Raw genomic sequence first — 13,766 nt, 5'->3', positions numbered from 1 at the left:
TGCGACGGCCCGCCGCCGGTCGTGCGCGCGATGTCTGCCCGCACTCGGTAGTCCGTGCGGACGGGCCACTCTGGTTCTCGGTCGTTCCCGTACGGAGGTCGGCCGCGTCAGTGCTCGGTGGCGGCGATGGCCAGCAGTTCTTCGGCGTGCGCCCGCCCCAGCTCCGAATCCTCCAGGCCCGCGAGCATGCGGGACAGCTCGCGGACCCGCCCGTCGGCGTCCAGCGCGGTCACGCCACTGCGGACGACACGGCCGTCGTTGGACTTCTCCACGACCAGATGCTGGTCGGCGAACGCCGCGACCTGCGGAAGGTGGGTGACCACGATCACCTGGGCCGACTTGGCCAGCCGGGCCAGCCTGCGGCCGACCTCGACGGCCGCCTTGCCGCCCACGCCCGCGTCGACCTCGTCGAACACGAACGTCGGCACCGGGTCGGCGCCGGCGAAGACCACCTCGATCGCCAGCATCACGCGCGACAGCTCACCGCCCGACGCTCCCTTGTGGAGCGGCAGCGGCGGCGCGCCCGGGTGGGAGGCCAGCCGCAGCTCGACCTCGTCCACGCCGTACGGGCCGAACTCCTCCTGCGGCGTCACCGCCACGACCACGCGGGCGTGCGGCATGGCCAGCGCCGCCAGCTCCGCGGTGACGGCCTCGGACAGGCGTTCGGCGGCCGCCGTACGGACGGTGGTCAGCTCGGCGGACAGCTCGGTCAGCTGCCGGGTGAGGTCGTCGTGCTCGGCGCGCAACTCGTCGATGCGGTCGTCGTCGGAGTCCAGCTCGGTCAGGCGCAGGGCGGACTGCTCCGCCCACTCCAGGACCTCGGCGATGGTCGTGCCGTACTTGCGGGTCAGCCCGGCCAGGGCCGCCCGCCGCTCCTGCACGCTCGCCAGCAGGGCCGGGTCGGCCTCCACCGACTCGGCGTAGCCGGCGAGCTCGGCGGCGACGTCCGACACGAGGTAGACGGCCTCCGACAGGCGGTCGGCCTGCCCGGCGAGCGCCTCGTCGTGGGAGCGCACGGCCTCCAGGGCCTGGCGGGCGGAGCTGAGCAGCCCGATGGCGTCGACGACGCCCGTGGTGGCGGTCGGGTCGCCCTGCAGCGCCTCATGCGCCGTGGTGGCGGCCGTACGGAGCGCGTCGGCGTGGGCGAGCCGCTCCTCCTCCGTCGCCAGGAGCTCGTCCTCTCCCGACTTGGGATCGACCTTCTCGATCTCCTCGAGGCCGAACCGCAGCATGTCGGCCTCCTGGGCCCGCTCCCGGGCCCGCGTGGTCAGCTCCTCCAGGAGCGCCGACACCTCCCGGTGACGCCGGTAGGCGGCGGTGTAGGCGCGCAGCGGCTTGGCCACGTCGTCGCCGGCGAAGCGGTCCAGCGCCGCGCGCTGACGCCCGGGCTGCAGCAGCCGCTGCTGGTCGGACTGGCCGTGCACCGCGACGAGGTCGTCGGCCAGGTTGATGAGGACGGAGACCGGCGCCTGCCGGCCGCCGACGTGGGCCCGCGACCGGCCCTCCGCCGACACGGACCTGGTCAGGATCAGGGCGCCGTCGTCGAGCTCACCGCCGGCCTCCTCGACCCGCGCGGCGACCCTCCCGTCCTCGGCGAGGATGAGCCGGCCCTCCACGTTCGCCCGGTCGGCGCCGGGCCGGACCCGCTGCGGATCGGCGCGGCCCCCGAACAGCAGGCCGAGGCTCGTGACGACCATCGTCTTACCGGCACCGGTCTCGCCGGTGACCACGTTGAAACCCGGCGAAAGCTCGAGGACGGCCTCCTCGATCACCCCGAGGTTCTGGATCCGTACTTCCTCGACCATGGGCCGTACCCGGCTCACCGGACCTCCCCGCCCGGCGACTCGGCACCCCACAACCCGAGCCGTCCTGTTGAATCGCCCGCCGGGCTGTCGCCCGACAGTCCCACTCGGCTTCTCACTCGCTCCACGGCCGGCCCTCGTCGTACCGGAGGTGCGCAAACGGGCACGGTTCGACCGACCACTCCGCTCGCTCGGCACCTCATGTTTCCTGCCTGGCGGCTCGTCACGTCGGTCACGAAGGCCCTCCTGTCGCAGACACCCGGCGCGCCCGAGGCTACTCCGTCATGTGGCCCTTTCGGCCCCGATGTGCGGGACCGTGACCGGACCTCCCCAGGCGAACACGTGTTCGGCTCAGCGTAGACGGCACGCCGCCACGGAGGGAACCTCCGGGCGTGTCGTCCCCACCGCCGCGGAGGCGCGTCATTCGTCGCGGACGCGGCCACGCCAGCCGGCGACCGGCAGGCCGAACTTCGTGACGAGCCGGTCCGTGAACGGGGTCTGGTGCAGGCGCGCGAGCCGGACCGGCCGCTCGCCCCGGCGGACCTCCACCCGAGCGCCCGGAGGCAGGTCGATCGGGCGGCTGCCATCGCACCACAGCACACCGCCAGAGGTGTTCGGGAGCAGCTCGATCGCGACGAGGGACCGTGGCGAGACCACCATGGGCCTGGCGAACAGCGCATGCGCGCTGATCGGCACGACCAGCATCGCCTCGACCTCGGGCCACACGACGGGGCCGCCGGCGGAGAACGCGTAGGCCGTCGAGCCGGTCGGAGTGGCGCAGACCACACCGTCGCACCCCCAGCGCGACAGCGGCCGTCCGTCGATCTCGGCGACGACCTCGAGCATCCGCTGCCGGGAGGCCTTCTCGACGGCCGCCTCGTTGAGCGCCCAGCCGGCATCGGTGACGGTGCCGTTCTGCCGGACGAGGACGTCGATGGTCATGCGCTCTTCGACGTCGTAGCGGCATGCGGCGACCTTGTCGACCGTGGCGGCCAGGTCCTCCCGCTCCGCCTCCGCGAGGAAGCCGACGTGGCCGAGGTTCACGCCGAGCAGCGGGATGCCGGACCGCCGGGCCAGATCAGCGGCCCGCAGGATCGTGCCGTCGCCCCCGAGGACGATGACCATCTCGGCGCCCTCGGTGGCCGCCGCCGAGACCGGCATGACGTCGGCGCCGGCGCAGTGCAGGTCCTCTGCCTCGCTGTCCAGCACCCGCACCGCGATGCCGGCGTCACTGAGCCGGCTGATCACCAGCTGGGCGCTGCGCACCGCCGCGCTGCGGCCCGTGTGGGTGACGACCAGGACGGATCTCTTCTCTGTCATGCGGGCCCTTCTGCAACGGCCTTGTCCACCTGGGCCTCGTCGAGAGGCGGGGCGCCCGCTCGCAGCCACAGGAAGTATTCGACGTTTCCGGACGGCCCGGGCAACGGGCTCGCCGTCACGCCACGGACTCCCAGGCCCAGTGTCCCGGCATGCCGGGCGACGTCGCACACGGCCTCCGCCCGGAGTGCGGGATCGCGTACGACGCCACCCGCCCCGACACGCTCCTTGCCCACTTCGAACTGCGGTTTGACCATCATCACGTAGTCGGCGTCGGGGGCGACGCATCGCTGGATGGGCGCGAGGACGAGGCGCAGGGAGATGAACGACAGGTCCCCGACGACCAGGTCGGGCGGCTCACCGTCGGAGATCACCTGCTCCGGCTCGAGGTCGCGGATGTTGACCCGCTCCAGGACCGTCACGCGGTCGTCGGTGCGCAGGGACCAGGCGATCTGGCCGTATCCGACGTCGACCGCGGCCACGTGCGCCGCACCGGCGCGCAGGAGCACGTCGGTGAAACCGCCCGTCGACGCGCCGGCGTCCAGGCAGCGGCGGCCCTCGACCCGCAGGTCGCCGAACGCCTTGAGCGCCCCGGCCAGCTTGTGCCCGCCGCGCGAGACGTACTCCGGCCCCGACTCCGCGGGTCGTACGACGATGGCGGCGGAGGTCTCCACCTGGGTCGCGGGCTTGGAGGCGGTGCTGCCGGCGACCGTGACGCGCCCCTCGGTGACCAGGTCCACGGCGTGTTCGCGCGACCGGGCCAGGCCTCGCCGGACGAGCTCGCTGTCCAGCCGTCGACGCGCGCTCACGGGACGGCCACCGACAGGCCGGCCCACGGCGCGGACCGGCCGACCGACGGCGCCGGCAGGCCGACCGACGGCGCGGACGGATCGGCCGACAGCACGGGCGGATCGGTCATGGCGCGCCCTCGTCGAGGCCTGTGAGAGCCTCCTGCAGCCGCCGGTGGACGTCGTCGAACACCGCCGGGTGCTCGGTCAGGGGCGCCTGCTCCAGCTCGGTCAGACGGGCCAGCGCGGCGTCGACGCGCTCGTCCCCTGTGGTGCCCACTTCCGTGCCGTTCACCGGTACCCTTCCCTTCGCCGCCGGTCGTGTCCGGCTCAAGAAGAACGCTACCGTCCGTTGAGGACAGCGGTGTCGAGGACGACGACGGGGGAACGGACCTGACGATGGCCACCGCTCAGGAAGCACGCTCGGCGCTCGAGCGCATCGCCGCCCGGCTCACCGAGGTGGACGCCGACGATCTCGCCAGGCACGTCGTGGAACGGACGATCAGCTGCCGGGTGCCCGATCTCGGGCTGATCTTCCTCACCCGCATCCACGAGGACGGCCTGGACGACTTCCAGCTCGTGGACGACGCCGACGGCGCCCAGGTCAGGCTCACCGTGAACAGCGACGACCTGGTGGCGCTGGCCGACGACGAGCTCCACGTGGCCAAGGCCTGGGCGACGGGCCGGCTCAAGATCGAGGCCAGCCTGGGCGACCTGCTGCGGCTCCGGAAGATCCTCTGACCTCGGATCGAAGCGACACGCCCCGCTGAACGACCGGATGTCGGTCTTTTCAGGCTCGCCTGCCCGGCCCCACGACCGCCCATCGCCGCACAGCGGGCGATCAGGGCGCCTGGTCCGCCCGGCTTCTCGGCTTTCGGGGCTCGTGCGCGGGCGCCCGCGCACGAGCCCCGACACGTCCCTTCAGGCGGGTCAAGGCCTCCTCCACAGAACACGCACGCTCCGGCCCCTGCTCCCACGCCGAACGGCCGCCGCGTCGGATCGCGGTGACGGCCCGTGCCCCAGGTCGGCCCGGCGTGCCGCGTCGCCGGGAGTACGCGCCGTCGCTCGTACCGCCGCGGCTCCCGCCTGAACGGGCGGAACTCCGCGCGGTGCCCGGCAGGCGACGCCGGCTCATGGCAGGCGGGTCAGGGCAGACGAGTCAGGGCAGGCGGTCCAGGGCCTCCTCCGCCTTCGCGGGTTCGCCCGATTCCCAGGCGGCGACGCACAGCGCGCGCAGGGCGTCGACGCGATCTCCCGATCCGCTCACTGTGAAGTCCGGGCCGATCGTCCAGCCGCCGCAGCGGTAGGAACCGTCGGCGTGCCGCACCTCGGGATGCGGCACGAGGAGACCGGACAGGTCTTCGGCGAGGTACGTCGGCCGGTGGGTCGGAGGCGCGGCCAGCAGCGCTCGGGCGTCGGTCACCCCGGTGAACACGAGCAGGCTGTCGGCGCCGCCGTTGTTGGCGCCCTCGATGTCGGTGTCGAGGCGATCCCCGACGATCAACGGCCGTTCGGCGCCGGTGCGCAGGATCGTCTCCCGGTGCAGGGGCAGTTCCGGCTTGCCGGTGACGATGGGGTCGACGCCGGTCGCGGTGCGGATCACCTGGACCAGGGCCCCGTTGCCCGGCCTCGGCGGCCCACCCGGGCTCGGAATCGTGGTGTCGGCGTTGGACGCGACGAACAGCGCGCCCGCGGCGACGGCCCGGCCCCCTTCGGCGATCAGGTCGTACGAGAGGCCCGGTGTGAACCCCTGGACGACGGCGACGGGCCGGTCGGCGGCGGTCGAGACCGGACGCAGCCCGGCGGCGCGGAGCGCGTGCCGGAGGCCGGTGCCGCCGACGACGAGGACCTTCGAGCCGGCCGGCAGCCGCTCCGCCAAGAGCCTGGCGGCGGCCTGCGCCGACGTCACGACGTCCTCCGCCGCCGCCGGCACCCCCACCTCGGTGATGAGCGCGGCCGTCGCGCTCGGCGTCCGTGAGGCGTTGTTGGTCGCGAACGCCAGGCGCATCCCGCCCGCCCGTGCCTTGGCCAGCGCGTCGGCCGCGCCCGGCACCGGGTCACGGCCGATGTAGATCACGCCGTCCAGGTCGAGAACGGCGACGTCGTAGATCTCGGCGAGCGGCCGGTCGCTGCCTCGCATGTCACCCCTTCCGGGCTCGCGCGTGCCGCAGTGCGGTCGCGTAGTGCTTGTTGTCCGGGCACATCGCGCAGGCGAGCGCGAGGTGTTCGACCGCCTCCGCGAGATCACCGGTGCGGGTCAGGGCCATGCCCAGGCCGAACAGCGCGTAGTCCTCGGCCGGATCGGCCTCGACGATCATACGGAAGTTGGCGGCGGCATCGGCATACCGCTTCGCGCCGAACTGGGCACGGGCGAGGGCCTCCCGTACGCTCCGGCTCGACGGCTCGGCGGCCGCTGCGTGTTCAAGGATCTGGATCGCGGCGGCCGGGCTGCCGCCGTTGAGCAGTTCGAGGCCTCGCTGATACCACTCGTAGACGCCGCCTGCTGGGGCACCTTGGGAATCGTGACCGTGATCCGAACCTTGAACCATGTGTGCCTCCGTTCGTCGACTCCACTTGTGTCCCAACAATGCCGCGGTATCTAACATGCCCGATGTGACCAGTGATCCCGGACTTGCTCTGCGGCCGTTCCGAGCCGTGCGGTACGACACCGCGAGGGTGAACTCCCTCGCCGCGGTGACGTCGCCGCCGTACGACCTCATCGACGAGGAGTCGCTGGGGCGGTTCATGGCCGAAGAGCCGCACAACGTGGTCCGGCTGATCCTCCCGCAGGACGACTACCGGGATGCCGCCGAGACGCTGCGGTCGTGGCTGGCGTCCGGCATCCTCACCGTGGACGACGAGCCTGCGCTGTACGTCTATGAGGAGGTCTCCGGATCCGTCGTCCAGCGTGGGCTGATCGGGGCGGTCGGCGTGCACGACGAGGGCTCGCGGGTGATCCTCCCGCACGAGCACGTCTATCCCGGCCCGGTCCGGGACCGGCTGGCCCTGATGTCGGCGACGGAGGCGAACCTCGAGCCGATCTTCCTGCTGTACGAGGGCGGCGCCGGCTCGGCCGCCGCCCGGGTGGTCGACGAGGTCGCCTCGTCCCTCCCCCCGGTGCTGGAGACCGCCACGGGCGACGACGTACGGCACCGGCTGTGGGCGATCCGGGATCCGGCCGCACAGGCGAGGATCGCCGAGGATCTGCGCGGCCGGCAGGCTCTCATCGCCGACGGGCACCATCGCTACGCGACCTACCAGGCGCTGCGCCGTCGGTATGACGGACCTGGCCCCTGGGACTACGGGCTGGCGCTGCTCGTCGACTCCGTCACCTATCCGCCACGGCTGGGCGCCATCCACCGGGTGCTCCCCGGCCTGGCCCTCTCCGAGGCCGTACGGCGCGCGAAGGCGGCCTTCCGCGTCGAGGCGATCGGCCCGGACCTGGCCGCCGGGCTCGAGCGGCTCGCCGCGCACACCGGCACGGCGTTCCTGCTCGGCGGTGAGGAGGGGTTCTTCCTGCTCACCGATCCCGACCCCGTTCAGGTAGAACGCTCCATGCCGGAGGACACCTCCGACCGGTGGCGCGGCCTGGACACGGCCGTGCTGCACCGCCTGCTCATCCCCCGGCTGTGGGGGCTCGAGGACGACGAGCGGACCGTGCGCATCGTCCACCACGACGCGGCCCGCGCGGTCGGCAAGGCCCGGCGGGCGGGCGGCACCGCGGTGATCCTCAACCCGCTCAAGGTCGCGGACGTGCTGGCGGTCGCGGCCAACGGAGAGAAGGTGCCCCGCAAGTCGACGTCCTTCGGTCCAAAGCCGCGCACCGGCCTGGTCATGCGGACCTTCGCCGCCGGATGACGACCGGTCCGCCGCACGCCGGTCGCCTCGGCACGGTGAGCTCGGTCTTCGCTATGCCGTTTGCTGCTCGCGTGTCAGGGCGGTGAGCATGGCCGCGACGTCCTGCGCAGAGTTCACCGTGGCACGGAACACCGCGAGCGCCCGTACGGTGAAGCGTCGGTCGTGTGAGCGGTACCACGCGGTCCACGCGCCGCCACTGGTCCGGCAGGAGAAACGCGCCAGGATCTTCGAAGTCGCCAGCGTGGAGTCGGTGCATGACGAGACAGGGTCTCCGTCGTCTCCCATGAAGGTGGTGACCATGACGATGTGGATGGCGTTCGAGCCGCCCCACGCGTCCGGTTGGAGCTCCACCTTCGCCGTGCAGCCCGAGGCGTCGCATTCCTGCAGGCGCGGCCTTTCGCCGGTCTCGTCGAAGATGATGTTGGGGTTGTAGGCGTCCTTGAGTGCCTGCACGTCGGTCCGCAGCGTCGTGAGGAACATGGCCCTGCCCGACGCGGTCAACGGCGTGAGGTCGAAGGAGAATGCGTCGTTGGCCGCGCGGCCCTCGACGCGCAAAACGCGCCTCGGCTCGCCGGTGGATATGGAGTACGTCAGCCCGGCCGTGGTCATCCTGATCGCCTTGATGCCGTTCACCACGGTCTTCTTCGCGAGCGGCTCGTTCTCCGCCCCCAGAAGGGTCTGTCCGAGCTGATCCGGGGAGAGGTTGCCCGTGCCCAGTTCGACGGCGTTGTACGGCGCCTTGGTCCACCTGCCTCCGGCGTTGCCGGCTTTGGCGGGGGACTCGCCATGCGCCTTCCAGAATCGCGAGCCCGTCTTGAGGTAGGTCGTGCCGCCGACGTCGACCCGGCTGACATGATCGCCGGCCAGCGTGTAGTCGGAGCGTGCCGTCCCGGCCCTGGTGACCGTGAAGGTCGCAGGGCTTCCGGCGTAGGTGCCTTTCAACGACAGGGCGGCATTCTTTCTGAGGTTCCGGCCCGCCTCGTGTGCCGCCTTGGCGGAGGTCTTCTTCGGGTCGTCGCCGGCCGTTGCGACGACGACCGTCACCGCCGCGATGACCGCGGCAAGGCCGCCGGCCAGGGTCAGGACGAGGCCCATGCGTGGTTTCCTCGCCGGTGGACGATCGGCGTCATCCGGCTGTGCTGTCAACGATGCTCACTGCTCCACTTCGCGGTCATGCCTAGGGCCGACCGGTCCCCTCCCACTGGCGGAGCCGACGACGCCCAGCGACTCAGACCATAAGTGATCAAGGTCGCGCTCCGTCCGGCCTCGACCGGGACGACGTGCCCACCGTCCGGACCGGAGTTCGAGCAACCCGGAGTTTCTCAATAGAAGCTCTAACGGCGGGAGATCCAGAACCAGGTCTGGGAACGATCAGGAGAGGGAGCCGTACGGTTCGGTCATGATGAACGTCTGGGTCAAGACGCGACGAGACGGGCTGGTCCGAGCCGCCGACATCCTCCGGATCCAAGGTGACGGAAGGTCCGTTCGGGTATGGCATCGCGCCGCCAGCGACACGACGCCGTCGTCCGTCGCCGTCTGCGAGGTACCACGGCGGACGCCCAAGCTTCCCGGTGACTTCGCCGAACAGCTGGCTCTCGTGATCGCGCAGTACCAGAAGGACTTCGCCCTGGTCGAAGCGGTCCGTCAGCCTTCCGGATGGGGCTGGATGATCACGGACGCCCTCGCCGTGCGACCGCAGTACTACTGCCCCACACCGATTCCTCCGAGCGCGGGCGAGCCGTTCGGGTCAGAGCCGTCGGCCGGGCCCGTCGAGACGCCGGGCCTGGGACGGTTCCTGCCCGACAACGAGCGCTGAGCCCGTCGGCGCACGCCCCGTACGAGGGCAGGCTCGGCGTCTCGATCAGGCCCCGACCGCACACCGGTGCGGCTCGGCCGTCACGGGTCGGCCGCGCCGGCGTGTGACCGTGGAGGGCAGCGTGACCGGCCCCCGGGGATCATGATCGGTCACCGGGTCTCGGGTGCCGCACGATCATGTCTGACCGCGATCGCGGCCTCCACCTCGTACAGCCCCCGAGGGCCGTCCGGGGAGCGCCAGAAGCGGTGCCGCAGCGACCCGCGGACCTCGACGAGGTCGCCGTGCCGCCAGCCACGGATGCCCTCCTGAACCGCCGAGTCGTAGGTGACGCAGCGGATGGTGTCGATGGCGTCCTGCGACGACCGGGCGTTCTGATGCTCCACGATGAGCCGCCAGACCGCCACCTGCCGACCTTCCGGTAACGCCTTCCACTCCGGCGTGCCGGACAGCCGCCCGACCAGAAGGATCTCGTTGACGTGGGTCACGCCGGCGGCGGCATCGGGCGTTTCCGCGGTCCGTACGACGGCGTCATCAGGACGCGCGTCGCGGCCGTCCGCCGGGCGGCCGCCACTGTCGCTTCCACCGTGCCGCGCCTCCGCCCCCTGCGCGTCAACCCCCTGCGCCTCTACGCCCCGCGCGTTGACCTCCTGCGTCTTGACGCTGCCCTCGACGCCTCCTGCGGCCTGCCGCGCCGTCTCCTCGATGTGGTGGTCCACGGCCTTCTCCCCTCGCGCCCTTCGTGACCGCCGCCGTGTGGACCGGCGACGTTGTCTCTACGATGGGGCGGTCGAGCGGGACCGCGTAACCCTGTCCGCCGCACTTGTGGATAACCGGAGCGACGTATGGATTCGATCACCGACCTGGGCAACGACGTCTTCGAGATCGACACCCGCATGGCCGGGTACACGGGCATCACGGCCGGCTATCTGATCCGCTCCGACCGGCCCTGCCTGGTGGAGACCGGTGCGGGCAACTCCGCCCCGGTCGTACGCGACGCGCTGGCAGCCGCGGGCATCGGCCCCGCCGATCTGGCGACCGTCGTCGTCACGCACATCCATCTCGATCACGCGGGCGGCGTCGGCGACATCGCGGAGATGTTCCCCAACGCCGAGATCGTCGTCCATGAGAAGGGCGCCCGCCACCTCGCGGACCCCAGCCGGCTGATGCGCAGTGCCCGCATGGTCTGGGGGGACGCCCTCGATTCACTGTTCGGCGACCTCAAGCCGACGGACGCCGTACGGATCCGGGCGGTGGAGGACGTCGGCGAGGTGGATCTCGGCGGCGGGAGGCGGCTGGAGAGCCACTACTCGCCCGGCCACGCCAAGCACCACGTCGGGCTGCTCGACTCGCTGACCGGCGATCTGTACGTCGGGGACGCCGCCGGTGTGTACATCCCGGAGACGGCCGACCTGCGGCCCGCCACGCCGCCGCCCGACTTCGACCTGGACACGGCCCTGGCGTCGCTGGACCGGTTCCGCGCCCTCCGGCCGTCCCGACTGCTGTTCAGCCACTACGGACCGGTGGAGCTGGTCGACGAGACGCTCGACCGGTCCACGGAGGAGCTCCGGCTGTGGGTCGAGCTGGTCGCCGAGGCCCACGACCAGCGCCTCGACCTGGACCACGCGGTGGCCATGGTCCGCGAGCACACCGACGGCCGGTACCGCGCGCTCGCCCCGGACGCCGATCCGGAGGTCGCGCAGAAGATCGAAGTGATCAGCGCGGCCCGCAACAACGTCGCCGGCATCATGCACGCGCTCGAAACGCGCTGAGGCCCGCCTCCACGCCGCCCTGAACGGCGGCGTGGAGGCGGGCCCCGTACGTCTCACTCGTCCTCGGCGTCCGCCCGCCGGACGTCGCCGTCGGCGACGTCCGCCTCGGATTCCGCGTCGGCATGCGCCTCAGGGCCTGTAGCGGCGCCCGCGCTCGGCTCGGTGGCGAGGCCTTCGCTCGGCTCCGCGTCGGACCGGGCATCGGCGTGGGGCGCAGCGTCCACGTCGGCGTGGGTCTCGGCTTCCGCCGCGACACCCGCCCCTGGCTCCCCGTCGGCGTCCGCGTCGGACCGGGCATCGGCGTGGTGCCTAGAGTCCACGTCGGCGTGGGTCCCGGCTTGCGCCGCGACGCCCTCGCCGGGCTCCCCGTCGGCGAACTCCGTGTCGATGATCTCCAGGCCCTCAAGCTCGGCGTACCGCTCGGCGGCGTCCGTCTCGCCGTCGCGGTCGGCCGCCGCCGCCCGCGCGAACCAGTCGGAGGCCTCCTCCTCGCGGCCTGCGTCGATCAGCGCGTCGGCGTACGCGTAGAAGAGCCGCGCTGACCACGGCCGCCACCGCTCGTCCTTCAGCTCCGGAACCTGCAGCGCCAGGACGGCAGCGCCCGGCTGGCCGAGGTCGCGGCGAACGCCCGACTCGACGATGCGCATCTCGATCGCCTCGGCCTTCGGGAGCCGGCGGGCCTCATCCGACTTGGCGAGGTCCAGGGCTCGCTCGGGCCGGCCGAGGCCGCGTTCGGCGTCGGCCATGATGGCGAGGTAGGCCTCCTGGCCGCTCAGCCGGCGCGCCGCGCGAAGCTCCGACAGGGCGACCGACCACAGGCCGGCGTGGTACGCCGCGAGTCCGCATGCCTCACGGACGATGCCGACCCGGGCCGCGCGGCCACGAGCCGCGAGGGCGTGCTGGTAGGCCAGTTCGGGGTCATCGTCGATCAGCCGGCCGGCCATCACGAGGTGGCGGGCGACCTCGGTCGCGAGATCCTTCGGCAGGGTCTTGAGCTCGCCCCGCGCCGCGGCGTCGAGTTCGGCGCCGGTGACGTCCTCCGGGACCGGCGGGCCGGGGTCACGCCGGGGCCGAGGCGCGTCCGACGGCCGGCCGTCCCGGCTTGAGGGCCGGCGCATGCCGCGCTCGGCCGGCCGGCGACCGCCCTTGGCGTCGTCCCGCCGCCGGTGACCGCCTCTCTGGCCCTCGGCGCCATCTCGAGATCCTGCTCCCTGGCCGCCTCGGAAGTCGCGACGGCCGCCATCCCGGCGTTGGAAGCCACCAGTGCGCTCCTGAGGAGACCGGGAACCCTCCTTGCCGCCCTGAGGAGGCCGGGAACCTTCCCTGCCGCCCTGAGGAGGCCGGGAACCCTCCTTGCCGCCCTGACGGGGCCGGTAGCCTTCCTCGCCCTTCTCCGGGGCACGGAAGCCGCCTCTGCCGCCGCCAGGACGGTCGTCACGGCGGGAGGCGCCTGCGGCGCCCGTACGCGGCCGCCCACTGTCGTCGCGGGTGGAGCCTCCTCGACCGCCGCTCCGGTCGTCGTCACGTCGTGCCGAGAAGTTCCGCGTGCCACGAGGTCCGTTGTTGTCGCGCGAACGGTATCCGCGTTCGTCGCGCCGCTCGGTACGTTCGTCGTCGTACCGGGAGGAGCGATCGCTCGGCCGCCGCGGGGAGCTCGCCGCCTGCTCGCCCCGGTCGGCCGGACGCCCGCCCGGGCGGGTGCCGCCACGCTCGTTCCGCCACTTCCCGGAGCCGGTGGGGCGTCCGCCTCCGCCGGACGCTCCGCGTCCGCGAGTGTCGTCTCGCCGCGACGAGCGGTTCCAGCCGCTCGTTCCCTCGGTGTCGCTGTCGCGGAAGGGCTTGGGTCGACGGGCCTGCGAACGGCCGGTGCCCTGGTCGTCGCGGGCGTTGCCGTACCGCTGGCCGCTACTGGGCCGCTGGGGATTGCCCGGCTTCTGGAACCCGCCGGGCCGGCCGGCACTCGAGCGGGCGCCGGCCGAGCCGGAACGCTCGCCGCCGGAACCCCCGGTGGAGTCGTCGCGTCGAGGCCGACCACCGGCGCGGTTGGCAGAGCCCTTGGAGGACCACCGAGCGCCGCTCTGGCGGTCACGAGATCCGCCGGAGGCGCTGCCCGGTCGGTCTTGGCGAGCCGGCCGTGGACGCCGGTCGGGTCCGTCGCCGTCGCGTTGATCTCGTTCCGCGCTCATCACATCAAACCGTTTCACTGGGGAGCACTGTCGTCTTCATTGTGCCCGAACACGCAAAAAGGGCCGCCTGAAAAGGCGGCCCTCCTTGCGTATATGTCCGGCGGTGTCCTACTCTCCCACACCGTCTCCAGTGCAGTACCATCGGCGCTGAAGGGCTTAACTTCCGGGTTCGGAATGGGACCGGGTGTTTCCCCTTCGCCATAACCACCGAAACGCCTAACGGGATTCCG

Annotated in this window: 13 protein-coding genes and 1 rRNA gene; 4 read left to right on the top strand and 10 right to left on the bottom strand. The window is 72.3% G+C overall.

The window, feature by feature from the left end:
- Positions 1 to 107: 107 nt before the first annotated feature.
- From recN to ABEA24_RS34585, 4 genes are all read right to left on the bottom strand, one after another.
- Positions 108 to 1,805 carry a DNA repair protein RecN gene (gene recN, locus ABEA24_RS34600; protein ID WP_345436877.1) on the bottom strand — a complete coding sequence of 566 codons (1,698 nt, stop codon included), beginning with the start codon at positions 1,803 to 1,805 and terminating at the stop codon, positions 108 to 110.
- Between the two features lie 417 nt (positions 1,806 to 2,222).
- Positions 2,223 to 3,122 carry an NAD kinase gene (locus ABEA24_RS34595; protein ID WP_345436270.1) on the bottom strand — a complete coding sequence of 300 codons (900 nt, stop codon included), beginning with the start codon at positions 3,120 to 3,122 and terminating at the stop codon, positions 2,223 to 2,225.
- Positions 3,119 to 3,928: a TlyA family RNA methyltransferase gene (locus tag ABEA24_RS34590; protein WP_345436268.1), complete on the bottom strand. Its 810-nt coding sequence runs from the start codon at positions 3,926 to 3,928 to the stop codon at positions 3,119 to 3,121. The genes ABEA24_RS34595 and ABEA24_RS34590 overlap by 4 nt, the downstream gene beginning before the upstream one ends.
- 106 nt (positions 3,929 to 4,034) lie before the next feature.
- A complete protein-coding gene (locus ABEA24_RS34585) occupies positions 4,035 to 4,202 on the bottom strand; it encodes a hypothetical protein (protein WP_345436265.1) in 168 nt (55 codons plus the stop codon).
- Between the two features lie 104 nt (positions 4,203 to 4,306).
- Between ABEA24_RS34585 and ABEA24_RS34580 the strand changes: the two genes are divergently transcribed.
- A complete protein-coding gene (locus ABEA24_RS34580; protein WP_345436263.1) occupies positions 4,307 to 4,648 on the top strand; it encodes an SCP2 sterol-binding domain-containing protein in 342 nt (113 codons plus the stop codon).
- 418 nt (positions 4,649 to 5,066) lie between these two features.
- Here the strand turns inward: ABEA24_RS34580 and ABEA24_RS34575 are convergent, their stop codons facing one another.
- On the bottom strand, positions 5,067 to 6,047 hold the full coding sequence (locus tag ABEA24_RS34575; protein WP_345436261.1) for an HAD-IIA family hydrolase: 981 nt from the start codon (positions 6,045 to 6,047) through the stop codon (positions 5,067 to 5,069).
- A gap of 1 nt (position 6,048) precedes the next feature.
- Positions 6,049 to 6,456 carry a tetratricopeptide repeat protein gene (locus ABEA24_RS34570; protein ID WP_345436259.1) on the bottom strand — a complete coding sequence of 136 codons (408 nt, stop codon included), beginning with the start codon at positions 6,454 to 6,456 and terminating at the stop codon, positions 6,049 to 6,051.
- Between the two features lie 55 nt (positions 6,457 to 6,511).
- Between ABEA24_RS34570 and ABEA24_RS34565 the strand changes: the two genes are divergently transcribed.
- On the top strand, positions 6,512 to 7,765 hold the full coding sequence (locus tag ABEA24_RS34565; protein WP_345436257.1) for a DUF1015 family protein: 1,254 nt from the start codon (positions 6,512 to 6,514) through the stop codon (positions 7,763 to 7,765).
- A gap of 51 nt (positions 7,766 to 7,816) precedes the next feature.
- Here ABEA24_RS34565 and ABEA24_RS34560 read toward each other — a convergent pair whose 3' ends face one another.
- Entirely contained in the window at positions 7,817 to 8,860 is a 1,044-nt protein-coding gene (locus tag ABEA24_RS34560) for a hypothetical protein (protein WP_345436256.1), read from the bottom strand.
- A gap of 304 nt (positions 8,861 to 9,164) precedes the next feature.
- On the opposite strand from ABEA24_RS34560, the gene ABEA24_RS34555 reads away from it, so the two are divergent.
- The gene (locus ABEA24_RS34555; protein ID WP_345436254.1) at positions 9,165 to 9,581 is read left to right on the top strand and encodes a hypothetical protein; all 417 of its coding nucleotides are present in this window, start codon (positions 9,165 to 9,167) and stop codon (positions 9,579 to 9,581) included.
- Between the two features lie 149 nt (positions 9,582 to 9,730).
- On the opposite strand, the gene ABEA24_RS34550 is transcribed toward ABEA24_RS34555, so the two are convergent.
- Positions 9,731 to 10,297: a single-stranded DNA-binding protein gene (locus ABEA24_RS34550; protein WP_345436252.1), complete on the bottom strand. Its 567-nt coding sequence runs from the start codon at positions 10,295 to 10,297 to the stop codon at positions 9,731 to 9,733.
- 126 nt (positions 10,298 to 10,423) lie between these two features.
- Between ABEA24_RS34550 and ABEA24_RS34545 the strand changes: the two genes are divergently transcribed.
- Complete coding sequence (locus tag ABEA24_RS34545) at positions 10,424 to 11,350, top strand: MBL fold metallo-hydrolase (RefSeq protein WP_345436250.1); 927 nt, start codon at positions 10,424 to 10,426, stop codon at positions 11,348 to 11,350.
- A 53-nt stretch (positions 11,351 to 11,403) separates the two neighbouring features.
- Here the strand turns inward: ABEA24_RS34545 and ABEA24_RS34540 are convergent, their stop codons facing one another.
- Complete coding sequence (locus ABEA24_RS34540; protein WP_345436247.1) at positions 11,404 to 12,468, bottom strand: tetratricopeptide repeat protein; 1,065 nt, start codon at positions 12,466 to 12,468, stop codon at positions 11,404 to 11,406.
- 1,163 nt (positions 12,469 to 13,631) lie between these two features.
- A 5S ribosomal RNA gene (rrf, locus tag ABEA24_RS34535) occupies positions 13,632 to 13,748 on the bottom strand.
- Positions 13,749 to 13,766: the final 18 nt, after the last annotated feature.

The organism is Actinoallomurus vinaceus, assembly GCF_039542055.1.
Lineage (GTDB): Bacteria > Actinomycetota > Actinomycetes > Streptosporangiales > Streptosporangiaceae > Actinoallomurus > Actinoallomurus vinaceus.
The sequence above is the reverse complement of the archived record's forward strand: the minus strand, read 5'-3'. Positions and strand labels throughout refer to the sequence as shown.